Below are 17,792 nucleotides of genomic sequence, written 5' to 3' on the forward strand. Positions count from 1 at the left end.
CCAATCGTTGACTCGCGCTCAACGCGGATGCGAAAGCCCCGATCATTGGGAAACGGCCATTCCGGTTCTCGTATCCGCGGCTAATGCGAGCGCACGATTCGCATCAGCCGCGTGACCTGTTCGGCGGTGCGGGCCACGTTCGCACGGGCGTCGCGCAGCAGCTCATCGAGACTCGCGGCACCCGGCGCGGCACCGAAGACCGCATCGATGCCGCGCCCGTGCAGACACTCGATGCCGTCGCCGACGTGGCCGGCGATAGCAATCACCGGTTTGCCGTGCCGCTTCGCCACGGAGGCGACCCCGACCGGCGTCTTGCCGAACATGGTCTGCGCGTCAATCGAACCTTCGCCGGTGAACACGATGTCCGCCCATTGCGCGGCGGCATCCAGCCCGGACTGCTCGATCACCAAGTCGATACCCGGGCGAAAATCGGCGTGCAGCACGGCGAGCAGCGCCATGCCGATGCCGCCCGCCGCCCCTGCTCCGGGATGATCGGCGATGGGCGTGCGGGTACGGTGGTCAGGACGGGAACGGTGGCCAGGAGACGATGATTCAGCCACGGCCGCTTCGACTTTTCCGCCATCGCCATTCCGTTCGGCGGGCACCTGTTCAGCGAGCGCACGTTCGATGACCGACGAGACGTGCCGCAGGGCGCCGTCCAACAGCGTCACGTCTTCGCGACTCGCGCCCTTCTGCGGGCCGAACACCGCGCTGGCGCCCTCGGGGCCGGTCAGCGGATTGGTCACATCGCAGGCGGCGATGACATGCACGTCGCCAAGCCGTCTGTCCAGGCCGCTTAGGTCAACGCGCTCCACTTCGGCGAGCGCCGCCCCGCCCGGCCGCACGTCACGCCCGTCATGGTCAAGCAGCCGCACCCCCAACGCCTGCAGGAGACCGCAGCCCGCGTCGTTGGTGGCGCTGCCGCCGAGCCCGACGATGATCGTCTCGGCGCCGGCGTCGAGCGCGGCCCGGATCAGTTCGCCCGTGCCGTATGACGTCGTGGCCTTCGGGTCGCGTTCGGATGGGCGCAGCAGCGCCAGTCCGCTGGCGGCGGCGGTCTCCACGACCGCGGTGCGGCCGTCGCCGAGCAGCGCGAGCCCGGCCTGCACTGGGCGTCCGAGGGGATCGTGCGCGCTGGCCGTCAGCATTGTGCCGCCGGTGGCGTCGGCCAGCGCCCGCGCGGTTCCCTCTCCCCCGTCAGCCATGGGCAGGCATCGTATTTCGGCGTCGGGGTCGCCGCGGCGGATGCCTTCGGCCATGGCCCGTGCCGCCTCGGCGGCGGTCAGGCTCTCCTTGAAGGAATCAGGCGCACATAGGTATCGCATCGCCGGATCACGCCTGCTATTCGGTGCGCAGCGCGGTGGCCGGGTCCTGCTTGGCGGCCTTGCGCGACGGAATCAGGCCGCCGATAAGGGTGAGCACCATGCTGAGCACCACCAGGATCACCGCTCCGGCCACCGGCAGCGCGGCGTTCACGTCGTTGGTGCCGATGAAATGGTGCAGCACCTGGTTGCCCGGTATGAGCAGCAGCAGCGTCACGCCTATGCCGATCAGGCCGGCGCACAGGCCGATGAGTCCGGTCTCCGCGTTGAACACCTGCGACACATTGCGCTTCGAGGCGCCCATCGCGCGCAGGATGCCGATCTCCTTGGTGCGTTCCAGCACCGAGATGTACGTGATGATGCCGATCATGATCGACGACACCACCAGCGACACGGACACGAACGCGATCAGCACATAGGAGATCACGTTGATGATCGTCGTCACCGAGCTCATCATCAGGCCGACGTAATCGGTGTAGACGATCTTGTCGGCCTTGGGCACGGTCTTGTTGTAGTCGGTGATGGCCTTGGACACGTGGTCCTTGTCCTCGAAGCTGTCGGTGTAGATGTTGATCGTCGAGGGCGCGTCCCGGCTCACCACGCCGAACGCGGCGAGGTTGTCGTCATACGTGCCGGTCGAGACGTACTGGTCGTAGATCTTGACCAGCACGTCCTGCGAGGCGGTGGCGATGTACTGGTCGAAGCTGTCGGCGAGCTGCTGCTCGCTCATCGCCGCCATCCGCTGCCCGCCCGCGGCTGACTGCCCGGCCTGCCCGGGCTGAGCCGACTGCGCTGACTGCGACTGCATCACGGCCTTGGCCATGTTCGCCTTGTCGCTCACGCCGAGCGAGGCCACATAGGTCTTGGCATCAGCGGCCTTCGCCGCGTCGTCCAACGGCGAGAACGCCAGGCCGTTGAGCACGTCGCGGGTCTTGTCCTTCTCCTGGTCGGTGACGATGGCGCTGGAGTTCGCATGGTCGATCAGCTCGTCGGTCAGTGCGCGGGTGTAGCCGATTCCGGTGGCCAGCGGCGTGGCGGAGGCGTCCTTGATCGGCTTGACCACGCCCACGATCTTCAGCTGCTCCGCCGAGTCGAAGCGCTCTGCGATGGCGTCCGCGTCGTCGCCGATGTACGTGTAGTCGCCGTTCGCGTCCTTCACGTACTGGTCTGCGGCGGGTATCATGGCCAGCTTCTGCCCCATCGCCGTCGCGTAGTCGATCTTGCCGGTGGGTGTCTTGACCGTCTCGCCGTCGTTGAGCTTGTTCATCATGTCGGTGTAGTCGCTGGCCTTGAGCAGGCCCAGCTCATACAGCGTGGTGAGCGGTACCTTGTTGTCGTCGTCAAGCACGAGCACGACCTGGTCCTTGCCGGTCGGCCATGCGCCCTTGACCACGCAGTAGTTGTCGGTGATGACCTTGCTGATGAGCTGATCGTCCTTCGCCCCCGGCATGATTTCATGGAACGAGTCGGGCGACGCGCTCGTGTCGGTCTTGCCGGTCAGCACCGTCATCTGCATGCTCGTCATGTCGGACATGCTCGACGACTGGCCCATCGAGCTCATCCGCGCAGCGTTCGATGTCGAATCGGACTTGGCACCGATGGTGACGCCGTTCGCGGTGACCAGCGTGCCGTCGGGATCGTGGCTGAACACGGAGAACTTCACGTCGTACGTGTATTGGATGCCGGTTTCGCCGACATATTGGCGAACCTCGCTGTTGGGGTCGTCCAGATACTTCTTGAAATCGGCGAGGTTGTTCTTCGTGATGCTGCTCGTCAGGCTGGAGGCCTGCTTGATGCTGCGGTCGTCCGGGTAGATGCCGTCGTTCTTCGCCGATTTGCCTCCGGTCTCCTTGCCGCCCGCCTGGGCGCCCATGATGCTGGTCATGTCGAAGGTCTGCGAGTCGATGGTGATCGGATAGGCGGTCATCGTGTCGCGCTGGATGCTGTCGATGTACGCGTTAACGCCGGTGGAAACCGACAGGATCAGGGCGATGCCGATGATGCCGATAGACCCGGCAAACGAGGTGAGCAGCGTACGGCCCTTCTTGGTCCTCAGATTGTTGAAGCTCAGCGCGATGGACGTGGCGAGCGACATCGAGGCCTTGCCCAGCCTCTTGTGTACGGGTGCCTCGGACGCGCCCTCCTCGACCTCGTACGGGTCGGAATCGCTGCGGATCACGCCGTCGCGCAGCTGGACGGTTCTGGTGGCGTACTGCTCGGCGAGCTCGGGATTATGTGTGACCATGACCACCAGACGGTCCTTCGCCACCTCCTTGAGCAGGTTCATGATCTGCACGGACGTGTCGGAGTCGAGCGCTCCGGTCGGCTCGTCGGCCAGCACGATGTCCGGGTCGTTGACCAGGGCGCGGGCGATGGCGACGCGCTGCATCTGCCCGCCGGACAGCTGGTTCGGCTTCTTGTTGATGTGGTCGCCCAGCCCGACCTGTTCGAGGGCCTTGCGGGCACGCTCCCGCCGTTCGGTACGGGATACGCCGGAGATCGTCAGCGCGAGCTCCACGTTCGACAGAATCGTCTGGTGCGGAATCAGGTTGTAGCTTTGGAACACGAAGCCGATCGTGTGGTTGCGGTACGAATTCCAGTCACGGTCCTTGTACCGTTTGGTGGAGACCCCGTTGATGATCAGGTCGCCGCTGTCGTACCGGTCCAGGCCGCCGATGATGTTGAGCAGCGTGGTCTTGCCGGAACCCGACGGGCCCAATATCGCCACGAATTCGCTGTCGCGCAGGTTCAGGCTGACGTCATCCAACGCCTTCTGCACAAAATCGCCGGTCTTGTATTGCTTGGAAATCGACTTGATCTGCAGCACGATGCTCCCCTTATTACCCATGGGTGGTTCGTCGTATGTCTCCATGATTTGCGATATGACACCACTGTATCCGACCCGTTCCCCCAGCGCCTCGTGATTCACCGCAAGCATGGGGAATAAAACCGACAACAAACGACTTTGCGTCGCTTTGACATGACGGAACCGTGACGGCCCTCGCGCGTCAAGTGTGTGTATCAAGCATGCTTTGCGTTTTTTTAGCGCCCCCCTCAGCAGTTTTCCCATACAGTCGAAACCATGACAGGACTCACTACATCTGAAGTCGAAGAACGCCGCGCGCGAGGCGAGGGCGAAACCGGGGCGCGAAGCGTCACCAAATCGACAGGCGCGATACTGCGCGAGAACATCTGCACGCTGTTCAACGCACTGAACTTCGCTATAGCGATACTGCTGTTCGCGGTCGGCGCGTACTCCAACATGCTGTTCATCGCGATCATCATCCTCAACATCGTCATCGGCATCGCGCAGGAATTCAAGGCGAAGAAACTCGTCGACGAGCTGACGATCCTCAACCAGCCGCACGCGGTGGTGCTGCGCGACGGCAAGGAGACGACCATCGAGGCCGGCGACATCGTCAAGGACGATGTCATGGTGCTGGATTCCGGCAAGCAGATCTGCAACGACGCCGTGGTCATCGACGGCCGTCTGGAAGTCAACGAATCGCTGCTGACCGGCGAAAGCGACTCCATCGACAAGACCGCCGGCAGCGAGCTGTATTCCGGCAGCTCGGTGATTTCCGGCCGCGCGTACGCCCGTGTGACGCACGTCGGCGACGAGAACTACACGAATTCGCTGATCAACGAGGTGCGCCAGGAGAAGCGCGTGCACTCCGAGCTGCTGGATTCGATGCGCAAGGTCACCCGGTTCACCAGCTTCCTGATCATCCCGCTGGGCGTGCTGCTGTTCGTCGAGGCGATGTTCCTGCGGCGCTCCGGCACGTACGACGCCGTGGTGTCGTCCGCCGCGGCGCTGCTCGGCATGCTGCCGAAGGGACTGGTGCTGCTGATCTCCGTGTCGCTGGCCACCGGCGTGATCCGCCTCGCGAAGGCCAAGATCCTCGTGCAGAACATCTATTCGCTGGAGACGCTGGCGCATGTGGACGTGCTGTGCCTCGACAAGACCGGCACGCTGACGGACGGCAACATGAGCGTGGACCGGATCGTGCCGCTCGGCGAGCGCGGTGCCGCCGAGGATTCCGACGCGCTGCTGCGCGCCTACCTGGACGCCAGCGAGGACAACAACGTGACCATCGCGGCGCTGCGCGCCCATTTCGGTGCCGACGACTCCACCGCCGATGCCGGGCAGCCCGCGGCGCCCGCCAGTGACGGCCGTTTCGCCGCGCAGGCCATCATCCCGTTCTCATCGAAGCGCAAATGGGGCGCCATCACGATGCGCGCAGCGGCTGGTGCGGCAGACGCGCCTCGCCACGCGCAGGAGGGCGAGTCGGCCGCGACGGCGACCGGAACCGTGTTCCTGGGCGCCCCGGAGCGCATCCTTGGCGCGAACCTGCCCGATGAGGCGGCCGCGCTGATGGGTCAGGGACTGCGTCTGATCGCCGTCGGATACCTGCCCGGCGCGTGGACGGACGAGGAGCGTCTGCCGGATGCGCTGCAGCCGATGTTCCTGATCGCGCTGCGCGACAACATCCGCCCGCGGGCCAAGGAGACGCTGGCGTACTTCCGCGACCAGGGCGTCGACGTGAAGGTCATCTCCGGCGACCATCCCGACACCGTCGCCGCCGTCGCCCGGCAGGCCGGCCTGGAGCGTTGGCGTGACGTCATCGACATGACCTCGGTGCCGGCGGACGCCCCGGATTCCACGTTCGACGACGTCGCCGGCCGATACACGGTGTTCTCTCGCGTCACCCCCAAGCAGAAGCGCCAGCTGGTGCAGGCGATGCAGCGGGCCGGGCATCAGGTCGCGATGACCGGCGACGGCGTGAATGACCTGCTCGCCCTGCGCGAGGCCGACTGCTCGATCGCCATCGCCTCCGGGTCGGACGCCGCGCGCCAGATCTCGCAGGTCGTGCTGCTCGACTCCGATTTCACCTACCTGCCGCAGGTGGTGCTGGAGGGCCGCAAGGTCGTCAACAACGTGACCCGCACGGCCGCCGTGTTCTTCATCAAGACGATCTACTCGGTGCTGGTGTCGTTCTTCTGCCTGGCTTTGAACGTCCCGTTCCCGTTCATTCCGATCCAGATCACGCTTGTCGATGCCTGCATCGAGGCGTGGCCGTCGTTCCTGACGATATTCGAATCGGACACGCGACGCATCCGCGGCCGGTTCCTGCCCACTGCGCTCGGCAAGGCGGCGCCGTTCGCGATCGTCGTCACCGGCATGATCATCGCATTCAGCCTCATCGCTCCGTTCGGCGAGACGCAGAACCGCACGGTCATGTTCGCGCTGCTGGTCGCCGCGTCGATGGTCGCCGTGATCAAGAGCTGCGTGCCGTTCACGAAGATCCGCGTGTTCGTCTGCGTGACGATGGTGCTGGGTGCCCCGTTCGCGCTGCTCATCCTGCCGCACCTGTTCGAAGTGGTTGCGATGACCGGCCCGATGTGGGCATGGTTCGCGGTGGCGTTCGTGGTGATGATGGCCGTCACCGCCGCGATCATCGCGGCGCAGCGGGCATGGCTGCGGTCACGGCGCTGACCGGCGAGCGATTCCCCGTGATGCCGGCCGGCGTCCGGCCCGGAGCGATTCGGACATTCATGTTCGATGCGTTCCGGGCCGGGCACATGTGTTTTCCCTGACTGCGCGGTCACGGCAGAGAGCTGTTACAGTGAAGCCATGCAGATGATACGACACGCCGATATGAGCGATCTGGATGCGCTGGCAGCGCTCGAATCCGAATGCTTTCCGCCGGCGGAGGCGGCGAGCCGCGACGCCATCGCCGACCGGTTGCGCACATACGCCGACCATTTCTGGCTGCTGTTCGACGACGACCGGCTGACGGCGGCCATCAACGGCATGGTCACCGACGAGCCGGATCTGGTCGATGCCATGTATGCGGACACGTCCATGCATGACGAGCGCGGCGCGTGGCAGATGCTGTTCAGCGTGTGCACCGACCCCGGGAGCCGACGGGAGAGGCGGGCGAGCCGCCTCATGCGCTCCGTCATCGAAGACGCGCGCGATGCCGGGCGAGACGGCCTGGTGCTGACGTGCAAGGAACCCCTGATCGGCTTCTATGAGCGTTTCGGGTACCGGGACGAGGGCGTCTGCGGTTCCCGTCACGGCGGCGCGGCTTGGCATCAGATGCGTCTGGACTTTCGGCGGGAGCGGCAGCAGTCGTGTTGTCCACAGGGACGATAGACAGTATGCGGTTTCATTGTTTTTCCGTGAATCCCCGCAGGAGCTGTGTCGCCGAACGGCCGCAGCGGCGGTCTGGCAGCAGCAGCCGAGATCGGCCGCCCCCCCCGAGTCTCGCGAGGTATGCATGCAATCGAACATATCCGATACCGCCGTAGCGCAGTCGAATTCCATGTCGAAGCGTGATCTGGTCCCGATCATCGTGATGATGGTCGGCAGCTTCACCGCCATCCTCAATCAGACGCTGATGACCTCGGCGCTGCCCCATCTGATGCACGATTTCGACATCACCAGCAACACTGCGCAATGGCTGAGCACCGTGTTCATGCTGACGAACGGTACCATGATCCCCATCAGCGCGTTCCTCGTCCAGAAGTTCACCACACGGCAGCTGTTCTTCTACGCGGTCGGCATGTTCCTGTTCGGCACGCTCGTGTGCACGGCGGCGCCCGGTTTCGGCGTCCTGCGCTGCGCCTCGATGGCGGCGCGACGGTCCTCAAGCAGTGCGACGATGTCGTCGATATGCTCCGGTTCGTCGGCCTCGAACGCGAAGAACCGCTTGAGGTCCTCGATGGACATGCCCGCGTGCTTGAAACAGCAGATCGTCCTCATGCGGTTGATATGACACTGGAGGTATATGCGCTGCCCGGCCGGCGTCCGGCCAACGTTGGTGAGCAGCCCCGCATCCTCGTAATACCGCAGCGTCGACGGCTCCATATGGAACATGTCGGCGACCTCGCGGATTGTGTATCGTTCCATGCTCGACATTGTAGCCGCGAGGATGACACGCCGGACGCCCTTGCGCTCAAGCCAACTTGAAGCGTGACAATGGAGACATCGGACCGATCGACGACACCTGGAGGCACCCATGTTCGAACCCACCGGCACCTACGCGCCCGCCACGACGCGCTACGACACCATGCTGTACAAGCGCTGCGGCGCCAGCGGCCTGAAGCTCCCGGCCATATCGCTGGGCTTCTGGCGCAACTTCGGCGACATCACGCCCTACGACCAGATGAAGGCCCTGGTGCTCACCGCATTCGACCACGGCATCACGCACTTCGACCTGGCCAACAACTACGGCCCCGAACCCGGCGCCGCGGAGAAGAACGCGGGACGGCTGATCCGGCAATACCTCGCCGCCCACCGCGACGAACTGGTCATCAGCACCAAGGCCGGCTACGAGATGTGGTCGGGCCCGTACGGCGATTGGGGCAGCCGCAAATACCTGCTCGCCTCACTCGACCAGAGCCTGGAACGCCTGGGACTCGACTACGTCGACATCTTCTACCATCACCGTCCGGACCCCGAGACTCCTTTGGAGGAAACGATGGGCGCGCTCGCCCAGGCCGTCGCCAGCGGCAAGGCGCTCTATGTGGGCCTGTCGAACTACGACGGGCCACAGCTGGAGCGGGCGGCGACGATCCTCGATGAACTGCACGTGCCGTTCATCATCAACCAGAACAAATACAACATCTTCGACCGCACCGTCGAGCGCAACGGGCTCAAGGACACCGCCAAGCACCTGGGCAAGGGTCTCATCACGTTCTGCCCGCTCGCGCAGGGTCTGCTGACCGACCGGTATCTCAACGGCATCCCCGCGGATTCGCGCGTGGCGCACGATCCGCGCTTCCTGCACGCCGACGACGTGACGCGCGTCCACGGCCAGATCATGGCCCTGAACGAGATCGCCAAGCAGCGCGGGCAGACGCTCGCCGAGATGTCGCTCGCCTGGCTGCTGCACGACGACGCCGTGACCAGCGTGCTCGCCGGCGCATCCAAGCCGCAGCAAATCATCGACAACATCGGGGCGCTGAAGAACACGGACTTCAGCGACGAGGAGCTGAAAGCCATCGACGAGATCTCCATGCAGTGACGAATACCGCTGGAAGTCGCATCCGGAAACGGCTCCCAGCGTACCGGAAGGAAACGTACCGGCATATATTCATGCCAATCACAGCACAGCTTCCAGGATGGTGGAGTGATATGGAGGTTGTCGGCAAGAGCCGGCGAGGTCACTCAAGGTAACCCCACAATTGTCCCCCTCTCTCTTCTCCTTCTCACCCGGCCCTTTTGGGCCGGGTTTCCTTTTCTTCGGAGCCTGCGACACCGGAAAGCCGACGACGGCGAATCGTATCGCAATGGTGATGTACAGTAGTGAGTTCGCCACGACCATTACGAGGCGGCTTCATGCCGCCGGGAGGAGACACCGATGCTGCCCGACGGGACACTGCCCGACGATTATGTCGTACTGGATCTGGAAACCACCGGTGTCAGCTGGTATCGGGACACCATCATCGAGTTCGGAGCGGTGAAGGTCGTCGACCGCAAGCCCGTCGACACCTATCAGCAGTTGGTCAATCCGATGCGCAACCTCAATCCGTTCATCACGCAGCTGACCGGCATCACGCCGGACATGCTCGAACCGGCACCGACGCTGGACACCGTGCTGCCCGACTTCCTGCGCTGGTGCGGCGACGACGCGATGATCGGGCACAACATCATGCAGTTCGACATCAAGTTCATCGACCTGGCGGCGCAGCGCATCCTGCACCATGCGGTGCCGAACCGCATCATCGATACGTTGCAGATGAGCCGGAGCATGTACCCGCAGTACAACCGACACCGGCTGGTCGACCTGATCCAGCGTTTCGACATCGCCGACGTCGAGGAGCACCGCGCGCTGTCGGACGCCGAGCAGACACAGATGTGCTTCGAATACATGCGCGACGAGCAGCGTCGCAGAGACTGCTGAGAGCGGAGAGAGCTGACTGATGGCATTGGGCGTTGGCGCGCGGTCTCTGACGCCGCCCGCCAACGCTCAATGCCATCGGCGCAGTTTTCCGCTTCCGTCAGCGTTGATTCAGGGGGATGTAGGCGCGCTCCACCTCGCCGGTGTACACCTGACGCGGACGACCGATCTTCGTGTTCGGGTCGGCGAGCATCTCGCGGTACTGGGCGATCCATCCGGGGATGCGGCCAAGCGCGAACAGCGTGGTGAACATCGCCGGATCGAAACCGATCGCGCGGTATATCAGGCCGGTGTAGAAGTCGACATTCGGATACAAGTGACGTGACACGAAATACTCGTCGTTGAGCGCGATGTCCTCAAGCTCGACCGCGACGTCGAACAGGGCGCGCTCGTCGGCGGGAAGCTTGCGGGTGTCCTCACGCGCGATGATCTTCTCCAGATACAGGCGCGCGATCGCGGCACGCGGATCATACGACTTGTACACGCGATGCCCCAGGCCTGAGATGCGATGCCCCTCGGCCTTCGCGTCCTCCACGAACTGGCGGACGGACTTGCCGGAGTCGCGGATCGCCTTCAACTGACGCAACACGGCCTCGTTCGCGCCGCCATGCAACGGCCCGGACAGCGCGTTGATGCCGGCGGAGATCGCCGCATACAGGTTCGCGTGGGCGGAGCCGGCGATGCGGACCACCGACGTGGAGCAATTCTGCTCATGGTCGGCATGGATGATGAGCAGACGGCCGAGCGCGTGCACGTACAGCGGGTCGGAATCGAACCGCTCGTATGGCACGGCGAAGCACATGCGCAGGAAATCGTCGACGTAGCCGCGGGCGAGGTCCGGGTAGAGCATCGGCTCATCGCGGCGGCGCCGGAAAATGTAGCTGACCACCGTGCGCGCCTTCGCCATGATGATCTTCGCGGCCTCATCCAGCTGGTCGGAGTCGGTGATGTCGGTGGTGTCGGGGTAGAACGCCGCAAGCGCGTTCACCGCCGCAGCGAGCACGCTCATCGGATGGGCGGCACGGGGGAACGAGCCCATGAACGTGCGGAAATCCTCGCCCACCATGGTCTTGTGGTTGATGTCGCTGCAAAACCGGTCGTATTCCGCCTGCGTCGGCAGGTCGCCGTGTCGCAGCAGCCACGCGACCTCAAGGAAATCGGAATGCTCGCACAGCTGCTCGATGGGGTAGCCCCGGTAGCGCAGGATCGACCGATTGCCGTCTATGAACGTGATCTTCGATTCGCACTGCGCCGTGGTCAGGAAGCCGGGATCAAGCGTGACCCAGCCGTCGTTGCGCAGCTTGGAGACCACAATGCCATCCGGGCCGGCCGAAGCCTTGACGACCGGCAGCGTGTACTGATTCGAATCCACATGAAGTTCAGCTGTCGCCATGCACGCTCCTTAATCCCTTGATTGAGTCGTTCGAATTGTCAAGTCGTCGAAATTATCGAATTCGTCGTCCCGGTGCCTTGTATTGGACACACTATATTGCGTGCATGTTTCCACCAAAAACGCCGCTCCAGCACGTGGACATCATCACATGCCAAAGCGGCGACGGCATCGCCCGATACAGACCGTGGGCGATGGACGACCGGTTGCCGGTCAGTCGCGGGTGGTCAGGATGACCGGACCGTTCTCGGTGATGGCGATCGTGTGCTCGCTGTGGGCGCCACGCGACCCGTCCTCGGAACGCAGCGTCCAGCCGTCCTTGGGGTCCTGGTAGATCTCGTCGGTGGTCTTGAGGAACCACGGTTCGATGGCGATGACCAGACCCGGGCGCAGGCGGTAGCCGTGGCCGGCCTTGCCGTCGTTGGCGACGTGCGGGTCGCCGTGCATGATGTGGCCGACGCCATGGCCGCCGAATTCCAAGTTGATCGGGTAGCCGTACGAACGGGCGATGTCGCCGATGGTGGAGGACACGTCGCCCAGACGGTTGCCCGGACGGGCCGCGTCAATGCCGGCGGCGAGCGCCTCCTCAGTGCACTTGATGAGCTTGAGGTCGCTCGGGTCGGGGTCGTTGCCGACCACGAAGCTGATGGCGGAGTCGCCGACCCAGCCGTTGACGCTGATGGCCAGATCAAGGCTGACAAGGTCCCCGTCCTTGAGGTTGTAGTCGAACGGGATGCCATGCAGCACTGCGTCGTTGACCGACGTGCAGATGTAGTGTGCGAACGGGCCGGTGCCGAAGTCCGGCGCATAATCCACGTAGCACGATTCGGCGCCCTTGCGGTCGACGATCTTCTTGTGCACGTACTCGTCGATCTCCAGCAGGTTGGTGCCGACCTTCGTCATGGCCTTGAGTTCCTTGAGAATCTCGCCGACGAAACGACCGGCCGGCTTCATCTCCTCGATTTCCTTAGCGGTTTTCAGTTCGATCATGCAACCCAGCCTACTGTGCGGGGGTTACTTACGCCTCGGACGGCCGAACTTGAACGCGCGGACCATCGAGGAAACACCCATGACGATCAGCGCACATCCGCAGAAAATCACCAGGAACAGCATCGACGAGACCGGCGAGACCAGTACGACGAGACCGGCGATAATCGAGATGATCGCGTACAGCACCGCCCAGCCGGAGCTCGGCAGGCGCCATGATTCGGCGAGCGCCATCACGCCTTCCATCATCCAGCCGAGGCCAACCACCATCGTGATGAACACTGCGAGCGCCTGTCCGGACAGGGCCGCGTTCTTCAGCATGAGTACGCCGCCGACCGACAGCATTATGCCGATGAGGATGTCCAGGATGCGCCATCCGGCCGGCAGTCCCAATGTGACGATGGCGCTGACGATGCGGATCACGCCGGAGACCACGAAGTAGATGCCGAGTGCGACGGCCGCGACGCCGAGCGTCTTGCCGGGCCAGATCAGCAGCGCGACGCCGAGCACGATCGCCGCGACGCCGATGATGCCGTACAGGCCGCGGATCGCGTTCTTCGCCTTCTGCGGCAGCATCTCCTCGATCAGCCGGAACGGGCTGAAGTCCTCCCAGCCGCCCTGCCCTTGCTGCTGGCCGGGCTGCTGTTGGCCGAACGGAGGCTGGTAGGCGTAGGGCTGGCCGTACGGGCGGCCTGGCTGGTCGGATGCGACATCTGGCTGCGTCTGGTATTGGCCGGATGAGGCGCCGTCCTGCGGCGCTCCCCCGTACGGGTATTGCCGACCCGCAGGCTGGCCTTGAGGCGCGTAGGCTCCGTATTCCGGCTCTCCGGCACGGCCGGTCTGTTCGTTCCCGCCGGGCTGTCCGCCGTCACCGCGCCCGTTGTCGCCATGTCCGTCGCTGTGCGGGAAAGGCCCGCCATCGTATGTGCTCATCATGACTCCTTCACCGTTCATGCGGCCTGCCGTCAACCGTGTGCGGGCATCCGAAGCGGGCCACTTCGATATCGTCACCGTCACCACCATATTCTAGACAAGTTGTCCAATTCATGCCATCAACACAACCCGCCGTTCCGTCCAATACCTTGCGTGTCGTTCGCTATGGGAAAAGACGGGCCGCGGAAGGTCAGAAGGAACGTCACCGAACCCGGATAGTATGAGACCATGACCACAGATTTGACGTCCGGCCTCGATACGGCCGCTTTTTCCTCTGTTATCAAACCATCCGACGATCTGTTCCGTTTCGTCAACGGCCCTTGGATCGACACGTACCGGCTGCCTGACGACAAGGCGCGCTACGGTTCCTTCGACAAGCTCGCGGAAGACGCCGAGAGCCAGATCCGCGACATCCTGGAGGACGAGGACTGCCCCGCAGCCAAGTCGCAGGCGCTGTACCGCTCGTTCATGGACACCGACGCCATCGAGGCGGCCGGTGCCACGCCGATCAGGCCCGCCCTCGACGCCATCGACCACGCCGCCGACAAGGCGGCGCTGACCCGCACCATCGGAGCCCTCAAGCCCATCGACATGGGGCCGGACGTCTTCGACATCGCCGTATTCGGCGACCCCAAGAACCCCGACACGAACGTCGTGCACCTCGAACAGTCCGGCATCGGCCTGCCCGACGAAGCCTACTACCGCGAGGACCACTACACCCCGATCCGCGAAGCCTACGTCGACATGGTCGCCAAGCAGCTGCGTCTGGCCGGCTACGGCGACGAGGAGACCACCCGCGCACAGGCGGGCCGCTTCCTCGATGTCGAGACCCGCATCGCCGCGAACCACTGGGACAACGTCGCCACGCGCGACTCGCAGAAGACCTACAACCCGACCGATTTCGCCACGCTGAGCGACGAATTGGCCCACTTCGACATCGCGGCGTGGGCCGACGCCTGGCAGGGCGCCTACGACGCCACGCCGGCGGCGAAGACCCAGCCGGTGGACCTGACGGCCGCGCTGCAGCACACCATCGTCCACGAGCCCAGCTTCCTCAAGGGCTTCGACGCCTTCTGGAACAACGCTGACCTTGACGACCTCAAGCTGTGGGCTCGCGTGCACGTCATCATCGGCACCGCGAGCCTGCTCAGCCACGACTACGACGCCGCCAACTTCGACTTCTACGGCAAAGTGCTGTCCGGCACCACCCAGCAGCGCGACCGCTGGCGTCGCGGTGTCTCCCTGGTCAACGGCGTTTGCGGCGAGGACGTCGGCCGCGAATACGTCAAGCGTCACTTCCCCGAAAGCTCCAAGCAGCGTATGGGGCAGCTGGTCGGCAACCTGATCGACGCCTACCGCGTGTCGATCACCAACAGCGACTGGCTCGGCGAGGAGACCAAGGCCAAGGCGCTGGAGAAGCTGTCGAAGTTCACGCCGATGATCGGCTACACCGAGCGTTGGCGCGACTACACCGCGTTCGACGTGCATGCTGACGCCGGCCTGGTGGCGAACATGCAGGCCGCGGCGCTCTACGAGTGGGGCTTCCAGCTGTCCAAGGCCGGCAAGCCGGTCGACAAGGGCGAGTGGCTGATGAACCCGCAGACCGTGAACGCCTACTACGAGCCGAGCATGAACGTCATCGTGTTCCCGGCGGCCATTCTGCAGCCTCCTTTCTTCAACCCGGATGCCGAGGACGCCGCGAACTACGGCGGCATCGGCGCGGTGATCGGTCACGAGATCGGCCACGGCTTCGACGACCAGGGCGCACAGTACGACGGTGACGGCGTGCTCAACGACTGGTGGACGGCCGACGACAAGGCCAACTTCGAAAAGCGCACGAAGGCGCTCATCGAGCAGTACAACGCCTTCGTGCCTACACAGCTGGACGAGAAGTACGCCGACGAGCCGGACAAGGCGCCGCACGTCAACGGAGCGCTGACCATCGGCGAGAACATCGGCGACCTCGGCGGCGTGAACATCGCGCTGAAGGCCTACGCGTTCGCGCTCGACGAGGCCGCGGGACGCGACAAGGACGGCTCCGCGAAGGCTATCGAGGAGTCGCTGTCCGCGGCCCCGGTGATGGACGGATGGACCGGCCTGCAGCGTTTCTTCCTGAGCTACGCCTCGATCTGGCGCTCGAAGAACCGTGACGAGCTCGCCGAGAAATACCTGCAGATCGACCCGCACTCCCCCGCCGAATGCCGCACGAACGGCATCGTGCGCAACGTGGACCTGTTCTACCGTGCGTTTGATGTGACGCCCGACAGCGCCATGTGGCTCGACCCCGATAAGCGCGTACGCATCTGGTAATCCGTTGCCGGCAGGCAGGCTGAACCGCACCTGCCTGCCGGCAGATCATCGGAATTCGGCTTCTCCCGCCGGCCGCATGTCCCCGGTCGTCGACTCATCGAGCGGCGATTCGGCGAATCCCGAACCGAACTCCTGCGCCTGTGAGGTCTCCTGCGTCTGTGAGGCCTGCGGATTATTGGTCGGGGTTTCTTCGCCCAGATTATCGAACGTCACCGGCGTTGGATGCACCGGGCGCGCATCCGCCTGCTGTCCCGTGTCCGCCGTTGCCGTGCCGCCGCCCGGCGATGGCGGCAGGCCGGGATTCGCCGGCGTGCCGTTCCCCTGCGCCGGGGCGTCACGATCCGATTTCTGGAACTTCTTCAGTTCCGACACCCCGTAATTGATGTCGTGGCCGATATTGGTGGCCTCCACAACGATGCGGGAGCGCCTCTCATCGTTCTGGGTCGTCCATTCCTCCGTGCTGAGCACACCGGTCACGATCGCCGCCTCCCCCACGTGCAATGACATGCGAGCGTTGGACGCGAGCGTCCTGAACGCCTTCACGGTAATCCATGTGGTCGGCAGGTTGCGCCATTCGCCGGTTCCGCCATCCCGGTACCGCCGCGTGCTGCCCATCCGAAACGAGCATCCCTCGATTCCCCCGCTGCGCCCGAACGGCACCGGCATCGATGACGAACCCGGTGATGGTCACCGTCCCCTGTTGTATGGCCATGTCGGCCTCCTTTCCTTCCCTGTACTGACGTTGGACCGCCGATCCCCCCTTCGGCGGTGTACTCACTATCGCAGATTTCCCGCCGGCATCACATGGTTTTCGGACAATGTGGTCGAAGGCTACCCCTTTGGCGTGTTGTGGACAGCATGTGGATAGAAAACCGGTTATCCACAATCACGCCGTCAATGCCCCGGCTCATTCATGACCGGCTATGCTGGGTTCGGTATCGCAGACGAACAGCAAGGAGAATTCATGGGCAAACCGCCATGGATGCGACAGACCCGTGTCACCGCCGACGGGGAAACCGAATTCCACGACACCGGCTTCCCCACCAGTTTCCTGTCCATATTCATCGGCCTGAGTATGCCGAGGAATCCCCGCAAAGCGTTCTCGATGCACCGGGCCGTATGGTGGACGGTCGCCTGGCTGGCACTGTTCGCGGCGTTCACCGCCATACAGGCATGGTATACATTCCAGACCCGTGACAGCGCGCGGATGGGGGAATGGTATCTGCACATGTTCGGCATCACCCTGGCGGGCGACTGGTGGCCGATCGCGGTTCTGCCCGTGCTGTTTGGCCCCGGGGGCGTCGTGTTATGGATATTGGGCGGCGTCTTCAACAATCGGCCCTGGATCGTCGCCATCGCCAATGTTCTCGTCCTGCAATTCATCATCAGCGCATTGGGCGCTTCCATCGGACACTTCGCCATGTTTCTGACGTTCGGTCCGCATGTGCCGGGACTGACCGATTCGACCACCGGCCGCGCAGCAGAGCAGCTGTATGTCTCCAGCTCACCGCAGACATGGATTCCCGGTCTCATCACCGCCGGCATCGCCCTGACGCTTGCCGTAATCATGGCCGCTGTCACTGGGGCGAGCAGCGCAAGGCAGAACGGCACGGCGATGAATCGTCTGCGCATCATCGCGTACGTCTTATCCTGCCTGGGATTCGTCGCATTGCTCATAGCAATCTGCATAGTGCTTGCATTTCTGCGCAACAAGCAGACCAACATCCTGCTGGCGGTATTGGCGTTCCTGACGCTGATCGCATGGATTCCCGGAGAAATGAAGTCGATACGCCGCTGCGTCGCGGAACAACGTGATGCTTCATGGCAGTGCGTCGCGGGCAGCTTCCTGGCATTGGACCTGATATTCGTGCCGATGCTAGCCGCCACCGCCCTCACCTCATGGTGACAGACATGCGCCAGTCGGGCCCCCATCCTGCGAAA

Annotated in this window: 12 protein-coding genes and 2 pseudogenes; 7 read left to right on the plus strand and 7 right to left on the minus strand. The window is 63.9% G+C overall.

What is annotated here, in order from left to right; translation table 11 throughout:
* Nucleotides 1-80: 80 nt before the first annotated feature.
* Together BBBF_RS06820 and BBBF_RS06825 are read right to left on the minus strand one after the other, a co-directional pair.
* Nucleotides 81-1,325 carry a glycerate kinase gene (locus BBBF_RS06820; protein ID WP_021647837.1) on the minus strand — a complete coding sequence of 415 codons (1,245 nt, stop codon included), beginning with the start codon at nucleotides 1,323-1,325 and terminating at the stop codon, nucleotides 81-83.
* 16 nt (nucleotides 1,326-1,341) lie between these two features.
* A complete protein-coding gene (locus tag BBBF_RS06825) occupies nucleotides 1,342-4,149 on the minus strand; it encodes an ABC transporter ATP-binding protein/permease (protein ID WP_033509898.1) in 2,808 nt (935 codons plus the stop codon).
* 255 nt (nucleotides 4,150-4,404) lie between these two features.
* Here BBBF_RS06825 and BBBF_RS06830 point away from each other — a divergent pair, with 255 nt between their 5' ends.
* The 3 genes and pseudogenes from BBBF_RS06830 to BBBF_RS10385 all read left to right on the plus strand — a co-directional run.
* The gene (locus BBBF_RS06830) at nucleotides 4,405-6,819 is read left to right on the plus strand and encodes a cation-translocating P-type ATPase (protein WP_021647835.1); all 2,415 of its coding nucleotides are present in this window, start codon (nucleotides 4,405-4,407) and stop codon (nucleotides 6,817-6,819) included.
* 144 nt (nucleotides 6,820-6,963) lie between these two features.
* Nucleotides 6,964-7,482 carry a GNAT family N-acetyltransferase gene (locus tag BBBF_RS06835; RefSeq protein WP_269446885.1) on the plus strand — a complete coding sequence of 173 codons (519 nt, stop codon included), beginning with the start codon at nucleotides 6,964-6,966 and terminating at the stop codon, nucleotides 7,480-7,482.
* A gap of 244 nt (nucleotides 7,483-7,726) precedes the next feature.
* Nucleotides 7,727-7,936 (plus strand): annotated as a pseudogene (locus tag BBBF_RS10385) (MFS transporter); the annotation flags it as partial.
* Nucleotides 7,937-7,938: 2 nt separating this feature from the next.
* Here the strand turns inward: BBBF_RS10385 and BBBF_RS09660 are convergent.
* Nucleotides 7,939-8,238, minus strand: a pseudogene (locus tag BBBF_RS09660) (MerR family transcriptional regulator); the annotation flags it as partial.
* A 109-nt stretch (nucleotides 8,239-8,347) separates the two neighbouring features.
* On the opposite strand from BBBF_RS09660, the gene BBBF_RS06845 reads away from it, so the two are divergent.
* Together BBBF_RS06845 and BBBF_RS06855 are read left to right on the plus strand one after the other, a co-directional pair.
* A complete protein-coding gene (locus BBBF_RS06845) occupies nucleotides 8,348-9,355 on the plus strand; it encodes an aldo/keto reductase (RefSeq protein ID WP_021647832.1) in 1,008 nt (335 codons plus the stop codon).
* Nucleotides 9,356-9,691: 336 nt separating this feature from the next.
* On the plus strand, nucleotides 9,692-10,234 hold the full coding sequence (locus BBBF_RS06855) for a 3'-5' exonuclease (RefSeq protein WP_003814892.1): 543 nt from the start codon (nucleotides 9,692-9,694) through the stop codon (nucleotides 10,232-10,234).
* Nucleotides 10,235-10,331: 97 nt separating this feature from the next.
* Here the strand turns inward: BBBF_RS06855 and BBBF_RS06860 are convergent, their stop codons facing one another.
* The 3 genes from BBBF_RS06860 to BBBF_RS06870 all read right to left on the minus strand — a co-directional run bounded on the left by BBBF_RS06860 (nucleotide 10,332) and on the right by BBBF_RS06870 (nucleotide 13,541).
* Nucleotides 10,332-11,624: a citrate synthase gene (locus tag BBBF_RS06860; RefSeq protein ID WP_003818001.1), complete on the minus strand. Its 1,293-nt coding sequence runs from the start codon at nucleotides 11,622-11,624 to the stop codon at nucleotides 10,332-10,334.
* Nucleotides 11,625-11,834: 210 nt separating this feature from the next.
* Complete coding sequence (gene map / locus BBBF_RS06865) at nucleotides 11,835-12,611, minus strand: type I methionyl aminopeptidase (protein WP_003814888.1); 777 nt, start codon at nucleotides 12,609-12,611, stop codon at nucleotides 11,835-11,837.
* A gap of 24 nt (nucleotides 12,612-12,635) precedes the next feature.
* Nucleotides 12,636-13,541: an HdeD family acid-resistance protein gene (locus tag BBBF_RS06870; RefSeq protein ID WP_033509864.1), complete on the minus strand. Its 906-nt coding sequence runs from the start codon at nucleotides 13,539-13,541 to the stop codon at nucleotides 12,636-12,638.
* Nucleotides 13,542-13,769: 228 nt separating this feature from the next.
* Here BBBF_RS06870 and BBBF_RS06875 point away from each other — a divergent pair, with 228 nt between their 5' ends.
* On the plus strand, nucleotides 13,770-15,851 hold the full coding sequence (locus BBBF_RS06875; RefSeq protein ID WP_021647828.1) for a M13 family metallopeptidase: 2,082 nt from the start codon (nucleotides 13,770-13,772) through the stop codon (nucleotides 15,849-15,851).
* Between the two features lie 45 nt (nucleotides 15,852-15,896).
* Here BBBF_RS06875 and BBBF_RS06880 read toward each other — a convergent pair whose 3' ends face one another.
* Nucleotides 15,897-16,466, minus strand: a complete 570-nt coding sequence (locus BBBF_RS06880) for a single-stranded DNA-binding protein (protein ID WP_231855213.1) — start codon at nucleotides 16,464-16,466, stop codon at nucleotides 15,897-15,899.
* A gap of 349 nt (nucleotides 16,467-16,815) precedes the next feature.
* Here BBBF_RS06880 and BBBF_RS06885 point away from each other — a divergent pair, with 349 nt between their 5' ends.
* Nucleotides 16,816-17,757 (plus strand): hypothetical protein, encoded by a 942-nt coding sequence (locus tag BBBF_RS06885; RefSeq protein WP_003821436.1) that lies wholly within the window; start codon nucleotides 16,816-16,818, stop codon nucleotides 17,755-17,757.
* Nucleotides 17,758-17,792: the final 35 nt, after the last annotated feature.

The sequence above is a fragment of the Bifidobacterium bifidum ATCC 29521 = JCM 1255 = DSM 20456 genome, assembly GCF_001025135.1.
In the GTDB taxonomy this organism is placed as follows: domain Bacteria; phylum Actinomycetota; class Actinomycetes; order Actinomycetales; family Bifidobacteriaceae; genus Bifidobacterium; species Bifidobacterium bifidum.